This window comes from Microvirga pakistanensis, assembly GCF_004458765.1.
GTDB lineage: Bacteria > Pseudomonadota > Alphaproteobacteria > Rhizobiales > Beijerinckiaceae > Microvirga > Microvirga pakistanensis.
In genome coordinates this window covers 1-223 of record NZ_SPJX01000514.1, presented here as the reverse complement: position 1 = coordinate 223, position 223 = coordinate 1, and the positions used below count along the sequence as shown (strand labels likewise).

Genomic DNA, 223 nt, shown 5'->3' with positions numbered 1-223 from the left:
TGCCGTCCAGCAGCCATGGGGGTGGAGGTGGCGTGGTGCCGATCACGGATGCGTCATAAGGGTAGCGCGACAGGATCCTCCCCCTCTCTAAGGTGCTGACCATCACGATCGTTCCCTGGGAGCCGAGGTCGATGCGACCGAAGAAATTCGCGAAGTAGCGAGGCGGAATGCTGACCTGGACGACGCCGGCGAAACTGCCGTCGGGCCTGTCGAGGCGACGGGA

Annotated in this window: 1 protein-coding gene; it reads right to left on the bottom strand. The window is 64.1% G+C overall.

The features are described 5' to 3' along the window. Positions 1 to 223, bottom strand: a 223-nt coding sequence (locus E4K09_RS29395; protein ID WP_483238021.1) for a PDC sensor domain-containing protein, incomplete at both ends; no start/stop codon positions are given.